Source organism: Commensalibacter communis (assembly GCF_947179015.1).
In the GTDB taxonomy this organism is placed as follows: domain Bacteria; phylum Pseudomonadota; class Alphaproteobacteria; order Acetobacterales; family Acetobacteraceae; genus Commensalibacter; species Commensalibacter communis.
Map to the genome: position 1 here is coordinate 732,144 of NZ_CAMXCM010000001.1, position 23,707 is coordinate 755,850.

General features: G+C 37.2%; 21 protein-coding genes and 1 tRNA gene. 16 read left to right on the top strand and 6 right to left on the bottom strand.

From position 1 onward, the window contains the following. The first annotated feature begins 15 nt into the window (after nucleotides 1-15). From nuoN to PQG54_RS03515, 10 genes are all read left to right on the top strand, one after another. On the top strand, nucleotides 16-1,440 hold the full coding sequence (nuoN, locus tag PQG54_RS03470) for an NADH-quinone oxidoreductase subunit NuoN (protein ID WP_271788866.1): 1,425 nt from the start codon (nucleotides 16-18) through the stop codon (nucleotides 1,438-1,440). A 14-nt stretch (nucleotides 1,441-1,454) separates the two neighbouring features. Next, nucleotides 1,455-2,216 (top strand): biotin--[acetyl-CoA-carboxylase] ligase, encoded by a 762-nt coding sequence (locus PQG54_RS03475; RefSeq protein ID WP_271788865.1) that lies wholly within the window; start codon nucleotides 1,455-1,457, stop codon nucleotides 2,214-2,216. Nucleotides 2,217-2,218: 2 nt separating this feature from the next. After that, nucleotides 2,219-3,013 (top strand): type III pantothenate kinase, encoded by a 795-nt coding sequence (locus PQG54_RS03480; RefSeq protein ID WP_271788864.1) that lies wholly within the window; start codon nucleotides 2,219-2,221, stop codon nucleotides 3,011-3,013. Nucleotides 3,014-3,028: 15 nt separating this feature from the next. Continuing rightward, nucleotides 3,029-4,675 carry a ribonuclease J gene (locus tag PQG54_RS03485; protein WP_271788863.1) on the top strand — a complete coding sequence of 549 codons (1,647 nt, stop codon included), beginning with the start codon at nucleotides 3,029-3,031 and terminating at the stop codon, nucleotides 4,673-4,675. An 85-nt stretch (nucleotides 4,676-4,760) separates the two neighbouring features. After that, nucleotides 4,761-6,083 (top strand): proline--tRNA ligase, encoded by a 1,323-nt coding sequence (gene proS / locus PQG54_RS03490; protein ID WP_271788862.1) that lies wholly within the window; start codon nucleotides 4,761-4,763, stop codon nucleotides 6,081-6,083. A gap of 5 nt (nucleotides 6,084-6,088) precedes the next feature. Continuing rightward, complete coding sequence (locus PQG54_RS03495) at nucleotides 6,089-7,351, top strand: lipoprotein-releasing ABC transporter permease subunit (protein WP_271788861.1); 1,263 nt, start codon at nucleotides 6,089-6,091, stop codon at nucleotides 7,349-7,351. Beyond that, nucleotides 7,344-8,039: an ABC transporter ATP-binding protein gene (locus PQG54_RS03500; RefSeq protein ID WP_271788860.1), complete on the top strand. Its 696-nt coding sequence runs from the start codon at nucleotides 7,344-7,346 to the stop codon at nucleotides 8,037-8,039. Before PQG54_RS03495 ends, PQG54_RS03500 begins: the two co-directional genes overlap by 8 nt. 19 nt (nucleotides 8,040-8,058) lie before the next feature. Beyond that, a complete protein-coding gene (gene dnaE, locus PQG54_RS03505; protein WP_271788859.1) occupies nucleotides 8,059-11,490 on the top strand; it encodes a DNA polymerase III subunit alpha in 3,432 nt (1,143 codons plus the stop codon). A gap of 448 nt (nucleotides 11,491-11,938) precedes the next feature. Next, a complete protein-coding gene (locus PQG54_RS03510) occupies nucleotides 11,939-12,385 on the top strand; it encodes a hypothetical protein (RefSeq protein WP_271788858.1) in 447 nt (148 codons plus the stop codon). Then, the gene (locus tag PQG54_RS03515; RefSeq protein WP_271788857.1) at nucleotides 12,372-13,616 is read left to right on the top strand and encodes a hypothetical protein; all 1,245 of its coding nucleotides are present in this window, start codon (nucleotides 12,372-12,374) and stop codon (nucleotides 13,614-13,616) included. The genes PQG54_RS03510 and PQG54_RS03515 overlap by 14 nt, the downstream gene beginning before the upstream one ends. Before the next feature lie 6 nt (nucleotides 13,617-13,622). Here PQG54_RS03515 and PQG54_RS03520 read toward each other — a convergent pair whose 3' ends face one another. Beyond that, a complete protein-coding gene (locus tag PQG54_RS03520) occupies nucleotides 13,623-14,222 on the bottom strand; it encodes a cysteine hydrolase (protein ID WP_271788856.1) in 600 nt (199 codons plus the stop codon). Nucleotides 14,223-14,365: 143 nt separating this feature from the next. On the opposite strand from PQG54_RS03520, the gene panB reads away from it, so the two are divergent. Further along, nucleotides 14,366-15,187 (top strand): 3-methyl-2-oxobutanoate hydroxymethyltransferase, encoded by an 822-nt coding sequence (gene panB, locus PQG54_RS03525; RefSeq protein ID WP_271788855.1) that lies wholly within the window; start codon nucleotides 14,366-14,368, stop codon nucleotides 15,185-15,187. A gap of 36 nt (nucleotides 15,188-15,223) precedes the next feature. Here panB and PQG54_RS03530 read toward each other — a convergent pair whose 3' ends face one another. From PQG54_RS03530 to htpG, 3 genes are all read right to left on the bottom strand, one after another. Beyond that, nucleotides 15,224-16,117 carry a hypothetical protein gene (locus tag PQG54_RS03530; RefSeq protein ID WP_271788854.1) on the bottom strand — a complete coding sequence of 298 codons (894 nt, stop codon included), beginning with the start codon at nucleotides 16,115-16,117 and terminating at the stop codon, nucleotides 15,224-15,226. Nucleotides 16,118-16,187: 70 nt separating this feature from the next. Beyond that, entirely contained in the window at nucleotides 16,188-16,844 is a 657-nt protein-coding gene (pncA, locus tag PQG54_RS03535) for a bifunctional nicotinamidase/pyrazinamidase (RefSeq protein WP_271788853.1), read from the bottom strand. Between the two features lies 1 nt (nucleotide 16,845). After that, the gene (gene htpG, locus PQG54_RS03540; RefSeq protein WP_271788852.1) at nucleotides 16,846-18,696 is read right to left on the bottom strand and encodes a molecular chaperone HtpG; all 1,851 of its coding nucleotides are present in this window, start codon (nucleotides 18,694-18,696) and stop codon (nucleotides 16,846-16,848) included. 101 nt (nucleotides 18,697-18,797) lie between these two features. Here htpG and PQG54_RS03545 point away from each other — a divergent pair, with 101 nt between their 5' ends. Further along, a complete protein-coding gene (locus tag PQG54_RS03545; protein WP_271788851.1) occupies nucleotides 18,798-19,223 on the top strand; it encodes a CoA-binding protein in 426 nt (141 codons plus the stop codon). A gap of 109 nt (nucleotides 19,224-19,332) precedes the next feature. After that, nucleotides 19,333-19,938: a hypothetical protein gene (locus PQG54_RS03550; protein ID WP_271788850.1), complete on the top strand. Its 606-nt coding sequence runs from the start codon at nucleotides 19,333-19,335 to the stop codon at nucleotides 19,936-19,938. Nucleotides 19,939-19,945: 7 nt separating this feature from the next. Here the strand turns inward: PQG54_RS03550 and PQG54_RS03555 are convergent, their stop codons facing one another. After that, entirely contained in the window at nucleotides 19,946-20,830 is an 885-nt protein-coding gene (locus PQG54_RS03555) for an N-formylglutamate amidohydrolase (RefSeq protein ID WP_271788849.1), read from the bottom strand. Between the two features lie 116 nt (nucleotides 20,831-20,946). On the opposite strand from PQG54_RS03555, the gene PQG54_RS03560 reads away from it, so the two are divergent. Next, a tRNA-Val gene (locus PQG54_RS03560) sits at nucleotides 20,947-21,021 on the top strand. A gap of 29 nt (nucleotides 21,022-21,050) precedes the next feature. Here the strand turns inward: PQG54_RS03560 and PQG54_RS03565 are convergent. Then, the gene (locus PQG54_RS03565; protein WP_271788848.1) at nucleotides 21,051-21,587 is read right to left on the bottom strand and encodes a cytochrome b; all 537 of its coding nucleotides are present in this window, start codon (nucleotides 21,585-21,587) and stop codon (nucleotides 21,051-21,053) included. Between the two features lie 97 nt (nucleotides 21,588-21,684). On the opposite strand from PQG54_RS03565, the gene PQG54_RS03570 reads away from it, so the two are divergent. Both PQG54_RS03570 and PQG54_RS03575 read left to right on the top strand, forming a co-directional pair. Beyond that, nucleotides 21,685-22,293: a fumarylacetoacetate hydrolase family protein gene (locus tag PQG54_RS03570; protein ID WP_271788847.1), complete on the top strand. Its 609-nt coding sequence runs from the start codon at nucleotides 21,685-21,687 to the stop codon at nucleotides 22,291-22,293. Between the two features lie 372 nt (nucleotides 22,294-22,665). Further along, on the top strand, nucleotides 22,666-23,661 hold the full coding sequence (locus tag PQG54_RS03575; protein WP_271788846.1) for a lytic murein transglycosylase: 996 nt from the start codon (nucleotides 22,666-22,668) through the stop codon (nucleotides 23,659-23,661). The last annotated feature ends 46 nt before the right edge of the window (nucleotides 23,662-23,707 follow it).

Genomic DNA, 23,707 nt, shown 5'->3' on the forward strand with positions numbered 1-23,707 from the left:
GTCAGGATTAATCCGATGAATTGGACACTTGCTATTCCAGAGATTGCTTTATCAATCAGTGGTCTTATTATTCTCTTATGGGGCGCGATTCAAAAGAAAGGTAATGCTTTCTTTCCTTGCGCAATCCTTTCTATTGCTGCCTTCGTTGCAGTGGGTTTTTTAACGCTTACGGTTTCAAATGGCGTGGGTTATAATGGATTATTCATCAACGATGAATTTTCACGTTATATGAAGATTTTGATTATTATTGCTGGATTTTTAAGTATTATTTTATCTATTGATTTTAATGGGAAGAATGATACGAATTGTTTTGAATATATTGCATTAATTGTATTTTCAACGGTTGGTGCAATGGTGATGGTGTCATCAAATGATTTGATGACCTTGTATATGGGGCTAGAGTTATCATCTTTAGCTCTATACATTCTATGTGCAATTGATCGTAAAAATGTATTCTCGGCAGAATCTGGGGTTAAGTATTTTGTACTAGGTTCCGTTGCTTCTGGTATTCTTTTATATGGAATTTCCATGATCTATGGATTTTCTGGCGGAATGGGTTATTCAACTATTCATCAAATCATTGCTTCAAATCATGCTTTATCAGCAGGTTTTGCTGTTGGTTTAGTGTTTGTTTTGGTTGGTTTATGCTTCAAGATCTCTGCGGTACCATTTCATATGTGGACACCTGATGTGTATCAAGGCGCACCAACACCAGTGACGACATTCTTATCAACCGCACCTAAATTTGCAGCTTTCGCGTTATTTTTACGCTTAATGATTGGACCCTTTGGTCATTTGTCACCACAATGGCAGTTATTAATCGAAGTGATCGCTATTTTATCAATTATTATTGGTAGTGTTGGGGCAATTGCTCAGACAAATATTAAACGAATGATGGCATATTCTTCTATTTCACATATGGGATTTGCCTTGGTTGGTTTGGCAGCAGCAACGCCTGATGGTGTAATGGGGACATTAATTTATTTAACAACTTATTTGTTTATGAACGTCGGCACTTTTGCTGTGATTGCTGCGATGTCTAGAAAAGGACATGTTGTTGAAAATATCAATGATCTTGCCGGATTGGGAAAAACAGATCCTGGAATTGCAACAGCGATGGCCATCTTTATGTTTAGTATGGCTGGTGTGCCGCCTTTGGCTGGGTTTTTTGGTAAGTTCTTAGTGTTCAAAGCTGCCCTTGGTGCTGATCTATATAGTTTGACGATTATTGGTCTTTTGGCCAGTGCTGTTGGTGCATTTTTCTATCTGCGTATTGTAAAGATTATGTTCTTTGATAAGGCTGTAGAGGCATTAGATCAACGATCTTTATCTTTATCATTCGTTACATTTAGTATGGGAACATTAACGCTCGTATTTATGCTCTTTTTATCTCCAATGATACAAATGGGGCAAATCGCAGCACAATCTTTATTTCATTAATGATGTAGGTTAAGGTGGATAATAAAATTACCTGGCAGGTAGAGCATTATCCAACCTTGCCATCGACGAATGATTATTGTATTGAACAAGCCAGATTAAAAGAGAAAATTAATCTGGCTGTTTTGACAGATTCCCAGACTGCTCCACGAGGAAGTCGCGGGCGTGAATGGGTTGAGCCGACTGGGAATCTGGCATTATCTTTTTTGTATTGGCCGTCGTTTTCTGTAGAAAAGATAGGTTGGGTGCCTTTTATTTCCTCGTTGGCACTATTTGATGCTGTAACTGAGCTTTGTGGTACCTATTCAGATTTATATATCAAGTGGCCAAATGATTTACTTTTTCAAAACAAAAAAATCGCTGGTATTCTTATTGAAAGTCATGTCGAATATCCAAATGTATTAGAATGGTTTGTTATCGGAATTGGATTAAATATTTGTTCAGCACCGATGGTTGAAGGGCGAGAACTTGGTTGCTTGAGAGATTTTGTCAGTGACGAACTGCCCAGTCCATTGCTTATTGCTGACAAGATAAGGCAATATTTATCTTATTGGATATCGCGTTTGGATCAAGGTCAAGAACAATTTATTCGTGAATCTTGGTTACAAAAAGGGTTGCCTTTGGGTAGATCTTTAACAGTGACAAGTGGCAATGAAAAATATATTGGTATATATAAGGGAATAGATGAAAAAGGGTTTTTGTTATTACAAACAGAAACAAGTTTAAAACATTTATCAGCAGGTGAATTGTTTTGTTTGTATGAAAGTAGGAATGAATAGACGTGCTTTTAGTAATTGATGTTGGAAATACGAATATTGTATTTGCCGTTCATGATGGTCAGGATTGGTTGGGAACGTGGCGTGTCGCAACGACAGCTAATCGAACCTCTGATGAATATGCTGCAACTTTACTTGTATTAATGGAAAAACAAAATATTCCTGTTCATAAGATTACGCGTGCTATCATTGGGACTGTTGTTCCACCTGTTTTGTATCAACTGTTGACACTATGTCGTAAATGGTTTTTTGTTGATCCGATTGTTGCTTCGGCAGGCTTGGATTGGGGATTTGAGATTCAAACGGATAATCCACAAGAAGTGGGTGTTGATCGTTTGTTAAATGGATTAGCAGCACATCAGTTATATGGTGGTCCGTTGGTTGTGGTGGATCTGGGAACAGCCACAACGTTTGATATTGTTGATAAAGACGGAAATTATTGTGGCGGGGTTATTTCGCCAGGACTAACCCTGTCATTAGAAGCACTTCATAGTGCGGCAGCAAGATTGCCAAGAATTGGTTTTGGAAGACCTCAATCTGTGATAGGAAAAGAAACAATTGGGGCGATGAAGTCAGGTATTTATTGGGGATATATCGGGCTTATTGAAGGTATTATTGAACGAATTAGAAAAGAATATTCTGTCTCAGAGATGACTGTTGTTGGGACAGGGGGTTTGGCACGGTTATTGGCCGAAGGAACCCCTATATTTAAAGAAATTAATGCAGAGTTAACTCTGGAAGGACTTAGGATCCTTGCAAATCGAAATTCATCAGGAAACAAAAAGATTAATAAAATATAAAAGAAAAGGACGAATATGAATGAACAAATGAACGATTTTGCCTTTCTTCCACTTGGGGGAACGGGTGAGATCGGTATGAATTTTAATCTATATCGGTTAAATGGAAAATGGTTGGCAATTGATTGTGGAATTGGCTTTAGTGGCAATGATATGCCAGAGGCTGATATTTTGGTTCCAGATCCAGAATTTATTGCTCGTCATAAGGAAGATCTACTAGCCTTAGTCATTACGCATGCACATGAAGATCATATTGGTGCGGTAACCTATTTGTGGCAAGATTTAGAATGTCCTGTTTATGCCACGAAATTTGCGGCTTCGATTTTAAGACGTAAATTGCGTGAAGCAGGAATGTTGGAAGACGTCACTATTCATCTTATCAATATGAGTGATCGTTTCAATATTGGCGAATTTGATCTGGAATTTATCCCTGTGACGCACTCTATTCCAGAAGCACAGAGTGTATTTATTCGCACCCCATATGGAAATGTGTTACATACTGGGGATTGGAAACTTGATCCAGAGCCTGTGATTGGGAATATAACTAATTTAGAAAAATTTGCAGAATTGGGTCGTGAGGGCGTGTTGGCAATGGTATGTGATAGTACCAATGTTATTGTAAAACGCGCACCTGAATCCGAAATGCAAGTTCGTCGTAGTTTAGTTGAGTTGATTGCCAGTATCAAAGGCCGTGTTGCGGTAACTTGTTTTGCAAGTAATGTGTCACGTGTAGAGAGTATTGCTTATGCTGCAAAACAGGCCAATCGTCCTGTTGTAATTATTGGTCGTTCTTTGAAAAACCTTGAAATCGCAGCCAGAGAAAATGGATATCTAGCTGATATTCCTCCCTTTTTCACTGAACAAAATATGAACGATGTTGATTTGGATCACGTTGTTTTCATTGTAACAGGCAGTCAGGGTGAAGAACGTTCCGCGTTGACCCGTATTTCTTTGGATGTGCATCAACATATTTCCTTTGGTAATGGCGATACGGTGATTTACAGTAGCCGTACTATCCCAGGAAACGAGTTAGCGATTATGCGTGTTCAGGATAATTTAGCCCGACGCGGTGCCAGAGTGATCACCTCAAGAGATCATTTCGTTCATGCTTCTGGGCATGCATGTTATGAAGAGGTGTGCGAGCTTTATAAATTAGTTCAACCAACTTACGGCATTCCTGTGCATGGTGAATGGATTCATTTGAACGCACAAGCCAATGTTGCCAAAGAATATAATGCAGAACCTATTTTACTTGAAGACGGTGATATTTTACGCCTTGGTCCAGGAAAACCACAAATTGTTGCTGGGGTACCTTGTGGACGGTTAGTGATTGATGGTAATCGATTATTATCTGTGGACGGAGACGTATTATCGGCACGCCGTCGTATGTTATATAATGGTGTTGTTGTTGCCAGTTTTGCAGTAAATATGAATGGGGATTTGTTAAGCGATCCAAATATCAGTGCACCTGGGTTGTTTGATCAACATGACGAAGAATTTGATGATGTGATTGATGAATTCGGAGAATTATTAGAACGTCTTCCTCACAAGGTACGTTTGAATGATGAAGAATTGGTGGATAATGCTAAGATGATACTACGTCGTATTCTTGGACGCAGGCTCAAAAAGAAACCAATGGTTGATATTCATTTATTACGTCTTTAATTTTAGTAAAGAATCTCATTATAATGATGAGATTTTTTATTTTCGGATTCATCCTTCATAGGCCTATTTTAGGATTTATTAGTTTATGCGTTTATCTTCAAGTTTTCTTCCAACATTAAAAGAAGTTCCAGCTGAGGCACAAATTGTCTCACATCGTTTTATGCTTCGAACAGGAATGGTTCGTCAAATGTCTTCTGGTATTTATGCATGGCTGCCTGCTGGCTTACGTGTATTAAATAAAATTGCTGACATCGTTCGTGAAGAACAAGAAGCAATTAATGCCCAAGAAGTATTAATGCCAACTTTGCAATCAGCTGATCTTTGGAAACGCTCTGGACGTTATGATGCATATGGGCCAGAAATGTTGCGTATTGTCGATCGTCATAAACGTGATTTATTATACGGACCGACAAATGAAGAAATGATCACGGATATCTTTGATCAGTTTGTCACGTCTTATAAAGGATTGCCTGCTTTATTATATCAAATCCAGTGGAAATTCAGAGACGAAATTCGTCCTCGTTTTGGAGTGATGCGTGGACGTGAATTTTACATGAAAGATGGCTACAGTTTTGATGTCGATTACGACAGTGCGGTCGTAACCTATCATAAAATGATGTTGGCCTACTTGCGGACTTTTCAACGTATTGGGGTGAAAGCCATTCCAATGTTGGCGGATACTGGCCCGATTGGTGGCGATTTAAGCCATGAATTTATCATTTTAGCTCCTACAGGGGAAAGTGGCATTTTCTTCGATTCTGCGTTTGCAGATCAAAATTGGCTAGAAATGCCAGTAGATATTGCAGATAAAGATTCTTTGGCTTCTTTTTTCAAACGGATGACCAGTTTTTACGCTGCAACAGATGAAAAGCATGATGAAGTCGAATGGGATAAAGTGCCAGTAGAGAGAAAATGTGAAGGGCGTGGGATTGAAGTTGGTCAAATTTTCTACTTTGGCACAAAATATACGGAATCAATGGACGTTTCTGTAACAGGTTCAGATAGCAAGAAAATTTATCCTCATATGGGCTCTTATGGAATTGGCGTTTCACGTTTAGTCGCAGCGATTATCGAATCGTCTCATGACGAAAACGGGATTATTTGGCCAGATGCTGTTGCACCGTTCAAAGCTGTCATTATTAATCTTGGGATGAAAGATCAGGCCTGTAAAGATGTTTGTGAGTCTTTATATAAAACTGATCCAGAAAATTTCCTATACGATGATCGTGATGAACGGGCTGGTGCAAAATTTGCTGATGCTGATTTAATGGGACATCCTTGGCAAATTATTGTTGGTCCACGTGGGGTTGCACAAAATATTGTCGAGATTAAACGCAGAAAAACAGGAATGCGGGCTGAGGTTCCTGTTGATCAGATTATAGAATATATGGCCTCTCATCAGGATTAGTAGATATGTTTGGCTCTTTTGAAAGAATGGTTGCAAAACGTTATTTACGAGCACGTAAAGGCGAGCGTTTTGTTTCAGTTATTGCGATTTTTTCCTTAATTGGAATAGCTTTGGGAGTAGGAACCTTAATTGTCGTTATGGCCGTGATGAATGGCTTTAAAGATGATTTATTGGGCCGTATTCTTGGGTTGAACGGGGATCTGAGTGTTTATGGACAAGTGTCTTATAATGGCCCTCAACCCATTACCGATTATGATCGCTTGGCTTTGCGTATGGAAAAAATGCCTGGTGTAAAAACCGCCATTCCTTTCACTGAGGGTCAGGTTTTATTAAGTGCTGGGAACTATAATTCTGGTGGCATGGTAAGGGGGATGAGTGCCGAAGGGTTAAAAAAGCTAACGGTTGTCAGCAAAAGCTTAACCTCTGATGCGTTTGAGCGGTTTAAAGGTGATGACGCTATTGTCATTGGTAAGACATTAGCGGATCGCGCGGGTCTTGGGATTGGTTCCAAAGTCACTTTAATCTCACCGCAAGGGCCAGCAACCGTGATGGGAAATATTCCTCGAATTAAAGCCTATACAGTTGTTGGTATTTTTGATTCAGGCATGCATGAATATAATTCCAGCTATGTCTTTTTACCAATCTCAGCAGCACAAAAATTCTTTCAAATCAAAAATGGCGTTACTGGAATACAAATTTCCACGACTGATCCAGCCAAGGTTCAAAAAACGACTCAATCTTTGATGTCAGAATTTCGTGATGAAAATTTGCGTTTCTTAGATTGGACACAAAGTAATAACGCCTTTTTTGGTGCGGTTCAAGTTGAGCAAAACGTGATGTTTTTAATATTAACACTCATTATTTTGGTTGCTGCATTTAACGTCATTTCGTCATTGATTATGATGGTCAAAGATAAAACTAGAGATATCGCCATTCTAAGAACGATGGGTGCTTCGCGTGGTGCCATTATGCGGATATTTTTAATGTGTGGTGCTTCTGTTGGGGTAACAGGAACTATTGCAGGAACCGCTATTGGGATTTTATTTTGTCAAAACATTGAGCATATCCGTCAAGGATTGCAAAAATTGACTGGCACGAATTTATTTAATCCTGAAGTATATTATTTAGAGCATTTACCAGCTAAATTGGATTGGGCGGATGTGATCCAAATTGTTATCATGGCGTTGGCTTTATCGCTGCTGGCAACTTTATATCCGTCTTGGAAAGCCGCTCGTACCGATCCAGTCGAAGGATTGCGCAATGAATAATATCATTCAAGCTGTATTAGAGCTTAAAGATGTTCACGTTTCCTATAAAAGTGGGGACGAGCAATTACAAGTGTTAAAAGGTGCTGATTTTACTTTGAACTCAGGTGAAATTGTAGCTTTGGTTGCGCCGTCTGGCACGGGAAAATCGACTTTATTGCACGTGGCAGGGTTATTGGAAAAGCCGACTAAAGGCGAAATTTTTGTTAATGGGCAAAATACTGCCAAGTTAAGCGAAAAAGACCGCACGGTATTGCGATTACGTTCTATTGGTTTTGTGTATCAGTTTCATCATTTATTGCCAGAATTTACAGCTGTTGAGAATGTTATGATGCCTCAGATGATTGATAAAAAGTCAAAATCATTAGCGTCCAAAAAAGCAAAAGAATGGTTGGAGAAATTCGATCTAGGGCATCGTGTTCACCATCAACCTGGGAAACTCTCAGGCGGTGAAAAACAACGTGTGGCAATCGCCAGAGCCTTAGCAAATTCTCCTCATATATTATTAGCAGATGAGCCAACAGGCAATTTGGATGAGAAAACTTCGGATCATGTCTTTGGTTTGTTGTTACAAGCGGTGCGACAAGAAGGGCTGGCTGCTTTGATTGTTACCCATAATAATGACCTTGCCTCTAAAATGGATCGTGTGATGACATTGCATGAAGGAAAGATTGTTCCTTTTACACTCTAGTTGAAATTAAGGTATCATAATGGCTTTGGCTCCTTTTATTCACTTACGTAATCACTCAGCATATTCCCTTAGCCAAGGGGCTATTCGAGTGCCGAAAATGGTAGAGTTGGCAAAGAAAATGAATATGCCAGCGATTGCTATTACCGATACAGGGAATTTATTTGGAGCTTTGGAGTTTTCAAAATATTGCGTTGATGGTGGAATTCAGCCTATTATTGGATCACAAATTGGTATTCCTGCCATTGGCGAAAATACAGAATATGCGCGCAGTTGGCCGATTGTTTTATTGGCTCAAAATGAAACAGGATTACTCAATTTACAATATTTATCTTCTGAAGGATTCTTAAAAGGAGATCCTTCTGATCCTGCGGTTGCTGTTGAGACAATTTGTGAACATTCAGAAGGGTTGATTTTGCTTAGTGGGGGAACGAGAGGCCCTATTTTCAAACTTCTTTCTGAGGGACAGGAAAAACATGCTTCTGATCTGATTGAGCAATTTGCAAAGGCTTTTCCAGATCGTTTAGTGATAGAGCTTAATCGTCTTGGTATTGCAGAAGAAAAATCTATCGAGCCAGGAATTATAGGGCTTGCAGATCGTTATGGTTTACCGTTGGTGGCGACGAATGAATGTTTTTTTCCAACACCAGATTTATACGAAGCGCATGATGCGTTGATCTGTATTGCACAAGGCTGCACGGTGGATATGCAAGATCGGTGGAAGGTTACGCCAGAAAACTGGTTTAAACCACCTGAAATGATGGGTGAGCTTTTTGCAGATTTGCCCGAGGCATGTTCAAATACCATCGAAATTGCCAAGCGCTGTGCGGTTAAAATTGAAACGCGCAAGCCAATGCTGCCTCAAAGTCGCAAGATCAAAGAAGGAATGACTGCGGATGAAACTTTACAGCAAATGGCGCAAGCAGGATTAAATGATCGCTTAACAGCTTATCCCGAACTATCCGAAGATGATCGTAAAATTTATCAAGATCGTTTAGAATATGAAATCTCTGTTATTCAAAAAATGGGATTTCCTGGGTATTTCTTAATCGTTGCAGACTTTATCCAATGGGCTAAAGAAAATGATATACCTGTGGGGCCAGGCCGTGGATCTGGGGCAGGGTCTTTGGTGGCTTGGGCGTTAACCATTACCGATTTGGATCCTTTGCGATTTAATTTATTGTTTGAACGGTTCTTAAATCCTGAACGTGTTTCAATGCCCGACTTTGATATTGATTTCTGTCAGGATCGTCGTGATGAAGTGATTGAATATGTACGCCATGCGTACGGATTAAATCAGGTTGCCCAAATTATCACATTTGGTAAATTACAGGCTCGAGCTGCCGTGCGAGATGTTGGACGGGTGCTTGGATTGCCTTTTGGAATGGTCAATAAGGTTGCTGAATTAATCCCAAATAACCCTGCTAAACCAACAACGCTGGGTCAAGCAATTGATGGTGAACCACGATTACAAGAAATGCGTGATAGCGATGAAAACATCAGGCGTTTGATGGAAGTTGCTTTGCAACTTGAAGGGTTATATCGTCACGCAGGTACCCACGCCGCAGGCGTCGTGATTGGTGATCGTCCTTTAGTTGAATTGGTGCCACTCTATCGAGACCCACGTAGTGATATGTTGGTTACTCAATATAATATGAAATTTGTTGAACAAGTCGGCTTGGTAAAGTTCGATTTTCTAGGATTAACAACGCTGACAATTTTGCAGCGTGCTGTGAATATGCTGGAAAAGTTGGGTCAGTATATTGATTTATCATCAATCCCGCTGGATGATAAATTGACGTATGAAATGTTAAGTCGTGGTGAATCAGGTGGCGTGTTCCAGTTCGAAGGCGCGGGCATGCGCGACGTATTGCGTCAAATGCAGCCGACACGAATTGAGGACTTAATTGCGGCAGTGGCGTTGTATCGTCCTGGGCCAATGGCCAATATTCCAGATTATTGTCGCAGAAAACATGGGGAAGCGTGGGAGCCACCACACGAGCAAATTCGTGATATTCTTGAAGAAACCTATGGCATCATGGTTTATCAAGAGCAAGTCATGCAGATTGCTCAAAAAATGGCAAAATATAGTCTTGGTGGCGCTGATTTATTGCGTCGTGCAATGGGTAAGAAAATCCGTGCAGAAATGGATCAGCAACGTGAGATTTTTACCAAGGGTGCCATTCAAAATGGTGTCGATGAGAAGAAAGCGATTGAAGTTTTTGATCTGATGGCGCGTTTTGCCGATTATGGCTTTAATAAATCCCATGCTGCAGCCTATGCGTTAGTATCCTATCAAACAGCATGGATGAAAGCCAATTATCCTGTAGCTTTTTTTGCCGCTTGTATGTCGTTAGCCATTGAAAAAACGGATAAGTTGGCAGTGTTAAGGCAAGAAGCTAAACGAATTAATATTTCAGTTTTACCGCCCGATATTAATAAATCAGGTGCCGATTTTGAGATTGAAAAGCAAGAGGATGGAACCTATGCTATTCGTTATGCTCTGGCAGCGATCAAACGGGCAGGTTTCTCTGCGATGCAAGCGATTGCTGAGGCTAGAGGAAAGCTACCTTTCAAAGATTTGGTTGATTTTGCTGAACGCATTGATTGTCAGAACCTTAATAAAGGGCAGTTGGAGAATTTAGCCAAAGCAGGGGCGTTTGATTCCATTGAGCCTAATCGCCATAAGGTGTTTGCATCTGCTGAAGTCATTTTACGCAGGGCGCATGCTCGTAAAGATGAGAAAGCCAGTGGTCAAATAGGCCTATTTCAGATGGGAGATGTCAAGACGGTTGAACCGCTAAAATTACCAACGGTATTTGAGTGGCCAGAAATTGAGCGTCTGACGATGGAAGCTGAAGCCATTGGATACCATATGACGGCACATCCGTTAGATTCATTTAGAGCATTATTGCAAAAGATGGCTATTCAACCGATGACTAATTTGGAACATCTTGCTCGTTCTGGCAATACACGTATTCGATTGGCAGGTTGTATATTGAATATGAAAGAACGTCCTACGAAAAAGGGGACAAAGATGGCTTGGGTAGGACTGTCTGATAAAAGTGGTGCTTGCGAAGTAACTTTTTTCTCTGAAACGCTCAATCGTTCGAGAGATTTACTTGTCACAGGACGCATGGTCATCGTGACAGTTGATTTGCGTATGGATGAAGAAAATTTACGCGTTACAGCACAACATGTTGAGGATCTGGAAGAGGCCATCACTGGATTAGTCAAAGAAATCAAAATCTGGGTGAAAGATTTAAATGCTGTTGAGAAAATATCTAGTATTCTAGAAAATGCCCAAAAAGGTAGAGGTAAAGTGGTGTTGGTGCCTCAATGCGTTAATCAGCAAGAAGTAGAAGTTATTTTACCCGAATTATACAATGTCTCTCCAATGTTAGCTCAGCATATCAAAGTTATTCAAGGTGTAGAAAGAGTAGAGCAGTACTAGTCGGAAAAAATCAAGATAGGGTTTTAAATAGGATGTTCAAATAAAATAGTTATTTCAATAATGTGGAATTTTAAACGGTGATATTATATTCGTTTTTGACTATGTCTTAATTGTTTAGATCACTTTTTTAGTTTACTTAGCAGATGCAACTCATTCATTTTCATTTTTTTGTAACATTTTTGAGTATTTTAGGTTTGATATTATTTTTATCTCAAAGCTTTGTAAAATCTCGAGATGGAATATTAGGGTTAAAATTATTTCAATGATTACACTCAGTCTGGTATTTGCCAGTTTTAATTTTGTAGCTTTTTTATATGAAAGCTCTGGGTCATACGTATCCTTATGTAAAAATCTAACTTGGTTATGTTGTTAATAGTAGTTGCTGGTTATGTATTAACGAATATATAACTCGATAATTATAAATATTTCTGAGAATATAAGTGAATAGATGAATCAAAAAGTAATTTCTATAATCTATATCTGTTTAACACTTGTTGCGATTGGCTGCACTTTGCTCTTTTTCTCTGCATGGAACTCTGGCGCGTCCGTTGAAAATCAACTTCATGGAAAATTTTTAAAGAATTTTAATATAGATGTATGTGAAATCAATAAACGTAAAGTCTATATTTCAGGGTGGTCATATATTCCAAATCAAGATCATACCGTCACGAAGATATATGCAGAAATACAAAATGGTAAATTATTGCCTATTTCTAGCAATTTTATTATTCGACAAGATGTAAGTAAGCTATTCAGTGATGGTAAACTATATAAAAACTCAGGATTTCAAGCATCTAAACGATTAATTAATGAAAAAAACTTAACAAAAAAAATCTTTATTGTTACTCAAAATGAAAATAATCTATCTTATGTTGCACAATTTGTCTGTAAATAAATATTTCAAAGTTTTTTGTTTTAGTATAATCGTTTTTTTGTTAATTTTGCTCTCTATAAGCGTGCATCTTGACCGAGCTACGGATGATGATTTCTTTCTATCAATTGTAGATCATTGGAATATTGTTGATTTTCTAGTAGAGCGATATAAAATATGGACAGGACGCATCCCTTTAGAAGCTCTGATGGTGTCTACGATTAATTATCCAATCTTTTGGAGAATGGCAATACCTTTGTCTTTGTTGCTATTATCGACTTCGATTAGCAAGATAGTATGCCAAAAAGTAACATTATATTATACTTTCATAATTTTAATATTATTGTTTGCAATACCACTTTTTATTAATGCCAATGCGGCATGGTGGATCACAGGTTTTTATATTTATTTACTGCCTTTATCCTTAGCAACATATGCAATTTCATTCATATTAAATCAAACACAATCTAAGATACAATTTATTTTAGTTTGTATGACGACATTTTTTTTTGCCTATGCCGAGCAAATAGGTGTTTTCTTCTTTTTGATCGTATTTACTGTTTTCTATAGTGAGAAAAGAACTCGAAATTATAAAAATTTTATTATTTATGGTTTAGCGCTTATTAATTTTTTTATATCAATCACAGCACCTGGGAATTATGTAAGGTTACGCGCAGAAACATGGAGTTGGTTTCCTGACTATCTTAATTATTCGTTTATACAAAAGCTAAGCTTTGGCTTTGATAAACTTCATCAATTATTTGGGTTTTACTGGAATATTCCTCTGATAATATTTATGCTTTTATTGGCTCTGTTATATATAGTTTATGGAACCAAATTTCTTGTTGGTAATATGTGTTTGGCAACAGTTATTGCATTTACGAGTATTTCCATAGTTCAGTGGAATGGTCTTAGTTTTCCTTTATTTGGGAAAAACTTTTTAAATGCAAATATACTTAATGCAGAGAAGTGGGTTTCAGTATCGACCTACATTTCATATTTTTTTGTGATGATGGTGATAATATCTCTTCTTGTTTTAATACTTGCAACATTAAAGAATAACCATACAAAATTAATGGTTTTGAGTATCTTTACAGTAGGTATTTTGGACACAATTATTATTGGTTTGTCACCAACAATATACGCTTCCAGTCTTCGAGTAGACTATGTATTTGAAGTTTGTTGTGTAATGAACTGTATGTATTTAATCCATCATATCAATCAATTGAACCACAGAGAAACACAACAAACTTAATATAAGTTATTTAATTGATTTTATCCATTCTTCGTGATTAATCACGTGTGAGAAAAATGTCAGATCTTTTTCTAATGCTGTATTATGTTCTTGCATACTCAAAGTTGCACAACAGTCACTGAGTGTCGTAACATCGTAGCCTTTTTCGTAGGCAGTGCGCACAGTTGATTCGACACAACAATTGGTTAAAAAACCACATATTGCGACTGACTGGATATTTAACTGGCGTAAAATAAAATCTAGGTTTGTGCTATAAAAAGCATCTAGGCCACGTTTGCCTTCAAGAGTAATATCTGTTTGTAAAGGCTTAACATCTTCAATAATTTGTGCGCCCCAACTATTTTGGCGAAATGCTTTGGTTTCAACAAGTTTTTGTAAAACACCATAAGTTGGTTTTCTAATTTCACGATAGTAATTAGGAAAACTGATCGGAGAATGAATAATATGGATTCCTTTTTCCCTGGCTGCTTTCAATGCAGCTTTGCTGTTTGCCAACATATTAGTTTGTTGCATACAATCTTTGACTCCCTCGTGTAAAGCACCATTCTCGGAGGTAAAATCATGTTGATATTCAATTAAAATTAATGCGGTTTGTGATGCAGTCATAAAAGAACCTTTAATATTTTATAAAATTAATAATTTACATTCTACTTTTAAAGGATGTACTATGTTTAAAGTGATAGTAAATACATATTACTATTTTACAAAATTTTATTTTATATATTTTAATAGAAGCAAAGTTATTATTGATGAGTAATACACCTGTAAAACGTTTAAGTGTGCCAAATATTATGGCAAAAAAAGGCAAAGAGCCAATTGTTTCTTTGACCGCTTATACAACCCCAGTGGCGCAATTGATGGATGATGATGTTGATTTGATCCTAGTCGGTGATTCATTGGGAATGGTGATTTATGGATTGGATACAACACTAGCGGTTACAACGGAAATGATGATCGCGCATGGTCAAGCGGTAATGCGTGGCTCTAAAAAAGCATGCGTGATGGTGGATTTGCCTTTTGGTTCTTATCAAGAAAGTCCAGAGCAAGCATTTCGCACAGCTTCTCGTATTTTACAAGAAACAGGTGCAGCAGCAGTAAAGCTGGAGGGTGGTGAGGAAATGGCTGAAACGGTGGAGTTTCTAACCAAACGAAATATTCCTGTATGCGGACATGTCGGATTAATGCCTCAAGCCGTGCAAATGATGGGTGGATTTAAGGTTGCGGGTAAAAATGATGCTGGCGTGCAAAAAGTTATTCGTGACAGTCATGCCATTGCGGATGCTGGGGCGTTTGCAGTGGTATTAGAAGGGGTTGTTGAACCCGTAGCAGAAACCATTACACAGCAACTTTCTATTCCTACGATCGGTATTGGTGCCTCGCCAGCTTGTGATGGTCAAGTCTTGGTTTGTGATGATATTTTTGGCGTGTTTCAAGGGTTTAAACCGAAATTTGTAAAACGTTATGCGCAGGTTGGGCAAACGATGCAAGATGCAGCAAAGCAATATGCAGATGAAGTGCGCTCTAGGGCATTTCCAAGTATGGAATATTGTTTTCAGCCTAATAAGAAATAGGTGTAAGTTGCCATGATCTAAAATTAGGTCATGGTTTTAATCTAAATTTTTAATGTTACCATCTTTAAATACTATCTGTTTTTTGTTGGTAGTATAGTTATGAATGATCCCCAGTATTTGTTGCATCAGATCGATATTAATATTGTGTTTTGTGGGTTTATCCCAACAGTAAGTTAGATTGTATCCTTTAAGCTTTACTTCTAAATCACTGTCTATAAATTTTAAATATGAATTATCTAATATTTCGCCATAAACACCTTGTTTATCCTCATAGTGCTTATTAACAATTTTTTCTTTTGCGTAGATTGCAAACTCCTCTAATGAGAGTTGAGTATTTTTAGTTTTATTGACTATATAAGAGTTATTATCTATAGCGCCATTTTTAAATTTTTGTTTTATTGTTTGTTGAATGAAGGGAGGTTGTAGTGTGAACCAAGAGATGTCTGGTTCAAAATTCATAGATTTTATTTGAATAGGCTTTATAATCATAGTGCATATAATCTGACGTATTAACTGGATACCATCTTTTGTTATAAAATCTTTATCATTAGCTCCTCTAACAACTAATAAGTCAATATTATGTTTTTCAGCTTTTGTTAATGCTCCACTTTGATATCCGGTTTTAGTGGCATAAATTAATCTAAGGCCTGGAATATCAATAGTTTTTCCTAAAAAAGCATCAATTTTCTCAATACTTACTTTGGAAGCATAGTCTTTACACTCTATAACACTGCAATATTGATATCTACCATATTCAAACTCCCAATATAGGTCAAATTCTCTAGCTATTTCATTTTTATCGTGTATTATTTTGTTGCGTTCAATAGTTATATGTTTCGTAGGGCTAAGATCTGAATTTGATAAATTCAGGATTGTTTCTTGTATAATTTTAACGAAGTTTTCGTATTCTGTACCAGTGTTTTTGGCCACGATTCACCATAAAATTATAATTAAAAGATTACTTTTTAAGAGTTTATCATAAAATTTTTTAATATTGCAGTTAAACAATAATATCATTGCTGGTAAGGTAAATTACACCTAATTCTTGTAATTCATGCCTTGCTTTGTTTGCTGTTGTTTCATACTTTTTCATAGGAAGCGCAACAGGTTTGGTCGCATCTTGAATAATATAAGTTTGAAACCCAGCTTTAACAGCATCTTGGGCGGAATAGGCAACACAGAAATCTTCTGCCAAGCCTGTGTAGAATATTCGTTTAATGCCAATATTTTGTAACCAGCCAACTAATCCTGTTGAAGTCATCTGATCATTTTCATAAAAGGCAGAATAGCTATCAATATGCTGATGCCATCCTTTGCGAAGGATCATTTGGAAATATTGTTGTTGTAATTTAGATGATAATTCTGCGCCGAATGTATTTTGCACAGCATGGGCAGGCCATAAAGTTTGTTGACCATAAGGCAATTCTATTTCGTCATAAGGCTTAGCACCCAAATGGTTTTCAGCAAAAGAAATATGATTTTTGGGATGCCAATCTTGCGTGGCAAAAGAACGTTGAAAGCGGTGGGTTAACAGGTGGTTAATGACAGGAATAATATGATCCCCATCCTTTACACCCAGCGCCCCACCAGGCAAAAAGTCATTTTGCACATCAATCACAGCCAAAATATCGGTTTGTTGATTAATGTGCATTTTCATTTTATTTACCTGTTAACGCAGTTGCAATACGACGAGCAAACAAGGTTGGATCAACGGGCATTTCACCATCTTGAACACGCGCAAGATCAAGCAAAATAGTTGCTTCTTCACTGATATCTTTGCCATCTTTTGCTTTAAGAACCAAAGATTTAATCCAAGGATGATTTGGATTTAATTCCAACACAGGGGCAGGAGAAGGCATCGTTTTATCATTACGGCGCATAAGGCGCTGCATTTGTAAATCTGGCCCACCAGCAGAAGCGGCCAAGATTACAGGACTATCAACAAGGCGCTGTGTTGTGCGAACTTCAGTAACTTTGTCAGCTAGGATTTCTTTTAGAGATTTTAAAAGACCTTCTTCTTCTTCGCTGTTTACATGTTCGACATCACCCATTAGCTTTTCAAGATCTTCTTTGGCTTGAGTAATGCTGCGTAAAGGTTTTTCTGCATATTTACCTACGCGATCAGGCCAGAAAGCATCAACAGCATCGGTAAAGAGTAATACTTCAATACCTTGCGCTTTAAATCCTTCCAACTGAGGAGAAGAGGCAAGAATATCTTTGGAATCTCCAGCAAGATAATAGATTGCTTCTTGGTTTTCTTTCATCCGAGAAACATAATCGGGTAGGGTTGTGAAGTCTTCTTGGGTAGAAGAGTAAAATCTTGAAAGCTTAATGATACTTTCTGAATGTTCTCCATTTTCCCAAAGGCCTTCTTTGAAAATCGCCCCAAAGAGATTCCAGAATGTTTTGTATTTTTCATCGTCTTCTGAAAGCTTAGTCAATTCTGATATCACACGATTGGTTAATGCTTTGCGGATACGTGCCAATACAGGCGTATTTTGTAACATTTCCCGAGAAACGTTTAATGGTAAATCTTCCGTATCAACGATCCCTTGGATAAAGCGTAACCAAGCAGGAAGCATTTCAGCTTCATCCGTAATGAACATACGACGAACATGCAGGCGAACTTTACTTTTTCTTTCTTGATCCACAGGTTCAAAAGGAGAAATCATCCCTGGGATAAAGAGTAAAGAAGTGAACTCAAAGACACCCTCGGCATGCCATAATAAAGTTGCCAAAGGTTTATCAAATAAATGCGTAATATGGCGATAGAAGTCTTCAAGTTGTTCATCTGTAATTTCACTGCGAGGTTTGCGCCATAAAGCGGTACCTTCATTCGCGTTTCGTTCTTCTTCATCGCCTTGCTTAATCGCAATCGGCCATGCAATATGATCCGCCCATTTACGAATAATATTTCCAAGACGCATGCTTTCTAAATATTCATCAGCATCGCTTTTGATATGAAGAATAATGGTTGTGCCTGCGGTTTCACGCGTTGCTTCAGTAAGCGTATATTGACCTTTGCCTTCAGAAGTCCAGCTCCAAGCTTCATTTGTTCCTGCACGGCGAGAGATCACTTCAACTTTGTCTGCCACCATAAATGCAGAGTAAAAGCCAACGCCAAATTGACCAATTAAGTTGGGACGATCTTCTGGTTTGGTGTCTTTTAATTGTTTTTCAAACGCTCTGGTTCCAGAACGCGCAATCGTTCCTAAATTTTGAATAATTTCTTCTTTGCTCATTCCAACACCATCATCGCTGATGGTCAAAAGATGAGCCTCTTTATCAACGCTTAGGCGAATTTGAGGGGTTACAGGAAGTGCACAAGCTTCGTTTGTTAATGCCTCAAACCGTCTTCTGTCCATTGCGTCGGCAGAGTTAGCGATCAATTCTCTTAAAAATATTTCTCGTTCTGAATAAAGGGCGTGAACCACTAAATCCATTAGACGTTCGACTTCGGCACTAAATTGATGTTGTTCTTCTTTTGGTGCAGATGTTTCTGTACTCATAAAAATAAGTTTCCTTAATGTTGTTAAATAAAAATAGTTTTTTAAATTTTCGAGTAATATTATACAATAAATAGGGGTAAAAAATAAAGAGGGTAAACGTAATGGCAAAGATTTTAACCAGTCGCTTTGATATTCTTAGTGCTTTATCGCAAGTGAAAACAATCGCATTGATCGGCGCGTCCAACAAACCAGATCGTCCAAGCTATGGTGTGATGAAAAGCCTATTGGGCTATGGATTTAACGTTATTCCTGTTAATCCAATCTTAGCTGGAAAAATGATTTTAGGGCAAACAGTATATGCAACTTTATCTGATATTGATGCGTCAATTGATATGGTAGAGATTTTCCGTAATGCAGAAGCCGTGCCTGCGATTGTTGATGAAATATTGGGACTAAAAATGACGCATAAATTAATATGGATGCAATTAAATATCATTCACGAGGTTGCTGCAAAACGTGCTGTGGATGCAGGAATTGACGTGGTGATGGATCGATGTCCTGTGATTGAGTTGGGGTTGCATGGATAATATGTTAAGTTGATATCAATTTAATTACTGATCTAGATATTAACCATAATTTCATAATTTACTTTTAAAAAGATCTTCAATAATGCTTTTACTAATCATGGTCTTGGTGATGGTTGCTATACCAGTGGTTATTATCTTTTTTGTTGCTCGAAAGAAATTTAGAAATTCGGATATTTTGCTTGCTTTTATATTTTTTATAGCTTGCCTTTACCTTGGATTTTCAAGAGACTTTGCTATTTTTATATTGAGCCTTTTTATTTTTATTGGTTTATTCTTATTAGCTTTCGCTGTTACTATTTATAAATACAAGCAAAATAAATCTATTCGAAATCTGTTAACATCCATGGTTCTAATCGTTTTAGCTCCCATAGCTGCAGTAATCTCAACCCAATTTTATCTATACAAAGCGTTTTATCAATGGATTTTGTTTCATCCAGTGCAATTTATGGATGCCAAAGCACAAGAGGGTTTTTTACAAGAGATTGATTCATGGAGTTTTGAAGATATGTATACTCCGCTTATGCTCGCATCTAGTCAGCATTATAATCTGACCGTATTAGATGATCTTAAATTATGGAAAGCAGAGAATGGAATTGTTTGTGATATAGCCCAAGTATATAAAATATATCCAAAATTATATTTGATACAGCCATTTGAGATGATGCCAGCATATACCAATGAAGATTGTTATAAAAAATCAGATCTTAACAAATAGAGATGGGTTATTTTGTTTCTAATTTCAGAATACTTGATTGTTCAGCACAAACCCATTGAACATATTCGTCTAATACAGATTGTAATTTAGAAAAGCTGTTATGTAATTCAAAACTTTCCTCGTCCATATAAAGACTTTTATTAATTTCGATTTGCATAACATGAACATTTTGATGAGGGTTACCGTAATGTCGAGTAATATATCCACCAGCATAAGGAATATTTTTGCTCACTTTGAATCCTTTGTCAGTGAAAAATTTTTGACTATTGTTAATAAGAGTCGGAGAGCATGTTTGTGCAAAGCCATCTCCTAATACAATATCTGCATAATAAGGATTTCGTTTAGGCATAGAAGGCATTGAATGAATATCTAGGATAATACACCCACCGTTTTCCTCACAATTTTTCTGAATAAAATCTTGTATTTGTTGATGATACGAAAACCAATAGGTTTCAATACGTTGTTTAATTTTCGGAAAAGATAAATAATATTTATAAATTTGTTTGCCGTTATTACTGATTTTATGCACAGTCCCCAGTCCTCTTTTAACTTGAGGGCTATTGGTATGGCACCATTCTGGTAATGGTTCTTTGAATAAATCTGGATCGAGTTCCCATGCGTCTCTATTTAAATCACAGAAAATCCTAGGAAGACATGTCTGTAAAAAGGTTACGCCATATTGAGAGACATGTTCCAACAAGAGATTCACATAACTATCTTCGCTTTTACGTAATTCATCTAAAGAAAGTCTGCACAATGAGAGTAAATGAGAATCATATTCCATACCAGAATGTGGCGAACTGACCAAAATAGGATAAGAGGGTGTAGTGTGGGGACGTTGGATAAGAAAAGGTTCAGAAAACGGCGGATTTATCAGGTCAAAAAGAGACATTAAACATTCTCATTAAATAAATAAATAAAATTATCGGATAAAATATTTCATTTTTTTCACTTTGGCTACTTGCACTTTTAAAAGAACATCGCTATTAAACATCTATCAGCTAAGATGGGTGTATAGCTCAGCGGGAGAGCACTACCTTGACATGGTAGGGGTCACAGGTTCAATCCCTGTTACACCCACCATCTAAGCTTTGAATATTTCCCCTTTAAAATTATTTAAACATCATACTTTTAAAGACATTATCCTTGTCGATAAAGTGGTGCTTTAATGCTGCGGCAATATGTCCAACAACCATAATTCCTACAATCCAGGATAAATAAATGTGAGTTGGCTTGATGATTGCTTTTAACTCTGGATTGGTGTGGATTAAAGTGGGTAGGTCAAAAATATATAGAACAGGTGCGGTATAACCAACGCTCCAACTGAGCAAGCATCCTGTAACTGGCATCATAATAAGTACGATATATAAACAGATATGCATGAAATGAGTTAGTTTTTTTAAATGTGGAGACATAGTATCAGGCAGGTCAGGGACTGGATGTGTATAACGCCAAAATAATCGAATACAAAAAAGAAATATAATTGTTGTTGCTATGTTTTTATGTAATCCGATAAGAGTGTGTCTTAGTGTGTCTGTATTGGAAAGGATAAAATGATCGCTATAAAATCCTACACACCAAACAAAAATAAAAAGTGCAGCCATTAGCCAATGTAGTATTTTGGCAGTTAACGTATATGAAGTATTCATTAAATTCTAATCTCGATAAATTGTATGGTTTTCAATTTTATTTGTATAATAAAATGTAAACATATCGACAACAATTTAATATAGTCAGGATTTAATAATGATTAATAATATCTATTGTATTGGCAGAAACTATTCTGAACATGCCAAAGAATTGGGAAATAATGTTGAAGCTGAACCTATTATTTTCAGCAAACCTAATTCTTCATTGATTACAAATGATGTAATTACGTTGCCTATTTTTTCAAATGACGTTCATTATGAAACCGAATTAGTAATTAAAATTGCCAAAGAAGGGTTTCAAATTCAACTTAATGAAGCTGAAACTTACTATAACGAGGTTGCTGTAGGGTTGGATCTAACTGCCAGAGATTTGCAAACAAAGTTAAAAGACAAGAAGCTCCCTTGGTTTTTGTCAAAAGGATTTAAAGATTCTTGTTACGTATCCTCTTTTATTTCTAAAGGCAAATTTGGAAAAGATGTTCGCTTTTCAATGAGTTTAAATGGTGAGAAACGACAGGAAGGAAATACCAAGGATATGATTTTTAATATTCCAGGAATTATTAAGTATCTTAGTCAATACATCGTGTTGAAGCCAAATGATTTGATTTACACAGGTACTCCCAAAGGTGTTGGACAATTAAAGCATGGGGACCAACTTTCTCTTTTTATAGAAAATCAAAAAATGGCTGATTTGCAAGTGAAGTGAGTTTAGATTCCAGTTTTTTATATTGAAGAAATACTGACTTGATTGATGGATTATAAAGTGGGAGTGAGGGCAAATGGTTGGCACTCAACGGGCGATGCAGAGTTTAAATCTACAACAGTTTTTATAAAGAATTTTTTGATAAACGTAATGAGCGTTTCAGCTGTTAAGAAGGAAATACATGCCGTCAATTCATACTTTTTTATCTGATGAAGATTGGGAAAGGAGTTGTTTGTTGTTATCAAGCGATTTGATATATACCAAATAAAATATTTAAATAACGATCTGTTTTTGTTTCTGACCTTGCTATGAATAAGAGATATGATTAATGTTAAATATATAACAATTTAAAGTATCATAATATAAGGATAAAACATGATAGAGCGTCGTAAATTTTTAATTGGGGCAGGAACAGCAGTTACAACTTCTGTAATGTTTTCTGACTCTGTATTAACCAAAGCGGCTGCTCAAAGCATAGCAGGATATCAAGCTTTCCTAAAACAGATTCAACAACAAGCTATTGGTCAAGGGTTCAATGCCTCTATTATGAAGCGTGCATTGGATTGGTCGGTTCCAAATGCAAAAGTTATTCAGTTGGATCGTAAACAACCTGAATTTACGATGACTTGGGCACAATATTACGAAAAAGTCATCTCCCCAACGAAAGTTAGTCAAGGAAAAGCCTCTTATCGTTCCTTATCTGGCATATTATCGAAAATTTGGAAGCAATATCAAGTTGATCCAAGGATTGTATTAGGGATTTGGGGTATTGAATCTGCGTATGGAAAACATACAGGTAAATTCAATGTTATTGATTCTTTGGCAACGCTTGCTTATGAAGGCAGAAGAGCAAAATTCTTTAAATCTGAGCTTATGAAAGCATTAAAGATTTTAGATAACCGCGATATTGCGCCTGAAAAGATGTTAGGCAGCTATGCTGGTGCAATGGGGCAGCCTCAATTTATGCCGAGTGCATATTTGCAATATGCAGTGGATTTTTCAGGCACAGGGCAACGTAATATTTGGACGGACGTGCCTGATGTATTGGCTTCAATTGCGAATTATTTGGCAAAATGTGGTTGGCGTGGTTCCGAGCCTTGGGGTCAAGAGATCACAATTGAAGGTAATTTATTCCAAGGGCAAATCGGACGTAAAAACATCAAAACCCTAGGCCAATGGCAAGCTTTGGGAGTCCGACGTAAAAACGGAACAAAATTTTCAAATGGCTCTGTTCAAGGTGCCGTTATTAGACCCGATGGTGAGGGTGGGCAGGCGTTTATGGTTTATCATAATTTCAACGTTATTCGTCGTTATAATCCATCAGATTACTATGCTTTGGCAGTTGGATTGCTTGGTGATGCAGTTGGTTAATAAATAAAGTTGTTTTTTTAGAAAGAGAAGCGTAAAGCTGAGGATA